We start from the raw sequence: 1,527 nt of genomic DNA, 5'->3' as shown, positions 1-1,527 counted from the left end.
ACCGTGCAGCAGCGCGGCGTTCACCGTGTAGCAGCGCGGCGTTCACCGTGTCCCCGGCCCCGATCGTGTCGGTGACCGTGACGCGGGGCGCGGGCACGGCGATCCGCTCACCGGAGCGCGTGTGGACGGCGAGCCCCTCGCCGCCGTGCGTGACCACCACCGCGGCCGGGCCGGCCGCCAGCCACTCCTCCGGGGAGCCGCCCAGCCAGCGGGCGTCCTCGGCGGAGAGCTTCAGCACCGACACGTACGGCAGCCAGGAGCGGAAGCGGGCCCGGTAGGCGTCCGCGTCGGGGATCAGCCCCGGGCGCACATTGGGGTCGAGCAGGGTGAAGACCCCGCGCTCCGCCTCGCGCCGCAGCAGGGCCTCGTACGCGCTCGCTCCCGGCTCCAGCACCAGCGAGCAGGTGCCCAGGCACAGTGCCCGCGCCGTGCCCGGCAGCGGCCCGGGCAGCTCGAAGAGCCGGTCGGCGGTGCCCTGGGCGTAGAAGCCGTAGCCCGCGGAGCCGTCCGCGCCGACGTCCGCGACCGCCAGGGTCGTCGGCTCGGGCCCCCGCTGCACCAGCGAGGTGTCGACCCCCGCGGCCCGCAGGCCTGCCAGCAGCGCCTCCCCGAAGCCGTCCGTGGAGACCCGCGAGCAGAACGCGGCCGGCGTCCCCAGCCGCCCCAGCGCGACGGCGGTGTTGTACGGCCCGCCGCCGCGCCGCGGCAGCAGGGCCGGCAGCTCCCCGGCGGGGTCCCCGTCCGGCGCCTTGCCGGCCGGTACGAGGTCGATCAGGGCTTCTCCGGCTACGACGATCACGAAGCAGGTCCTCTCTGGCCGTGGCTCCTGCGGCTCAGCCTGCCAGGCGGCGGGGCGGTCCCGGGCGCCGGGTAAGGTCGACGATCGGCAGTTCACCGTGAGTCCAGCGCTGGAGCCCCCCCATGACCACCCCCTCGTGCCCGCAGAGCCCCGCCGAGCCCCCTTGCACGTCGCGGCGCACCGTGCTGCTCCGGGGCGCCGCGCTCGCGGGCGCAGCCGGGCTGGGTGCCGCCGCCTGCGACGGCAAGACGGGCCCCAAGGCGTCCGCCACGCCCACCGCTCCGGTGGACCTCGGCGCGGCGGACGGCGTGCCCGTCGGCCAGGCGCGGCTCTTCCGAGAGGAGCGGCTGGTCGTCTCGCAGACCGCTCCGGGCGAGTACAAGGCCTTCAGCGCGGTGTGCACGCACGCGGGCTGCGTGGCGGACAAGGTCGAGAACGGCAAGGTCCGCTGCCCCTGTCACGGCAGCGAGTTCGACGCGAACACCGGCAAGGTCCTCCAGGGCCCGGCCGGCGCCCCGCTGCCGGCCGTGCCGGTCAAGGCGGTCGGCGGCAAGCTGATCGCGGGCCCCGAGGCCTGAGCCGCCGCCGGGGCGCGCTCCCCGGGACGTCCGGCCCGCCCTCTCAGGCCCTGGCCCTGGCCCGTGCCTTCGGCCCTCGGCCCGTCCCCCGGGGGACGCCCCGCCCTCAGGACCAGTCCCAGGCGATCCCCACGATCCCCGGCCGCACCG

The 1,527-nt window shown here is 77.3% G+C and carries 2 protein-coding genes; one reads left to right on the top strand and one right to left on the bottom strand.

Features of this window, described 5'->3' with window-relative positions; all coding sequences use genetic code 11:
* On the bottom strand, nucleotides 1–799 hold a 799-nt coding region (locus tag V7793_RS37485), incomplete at its 3' end, for a carbohydrate kinase family protein (RefSeq protein ID WP_336014198.1).
* 122 nt (nucleotides 800–921) lie between these two features.
* Between V7793_RS37485 and V7793_RS37480 the strand changes: the two genes are divergently transcribed.
* Nucleotides 922–1,377, top strand: a complete 456-nt coding sequence (locus V7793_RS37480) for a Rieske (2Fe-2S) protein (RefSeq protein WP_336014195.1) — start codon at nucleotides 922–924, stop codon at nucleotides 1,375–1,377.
* Nucleotides 1,378–1,527: the final 150 nt, after the last annotated feature.

Origin of the sequence: Streptomyces sp. KLMMK (assembly GCF_036961605.1) — a bacterium.
GTDB classification, from domain to species: Bacteria; Actinomycetota; Actinomycetes; order Streptomycetales; family Streptomycetaceae; genus Streptomyces; species Streptomyces telluris.
This window is presented reverse-complemented; position numbering and strand designations above follow the sequence as displayed.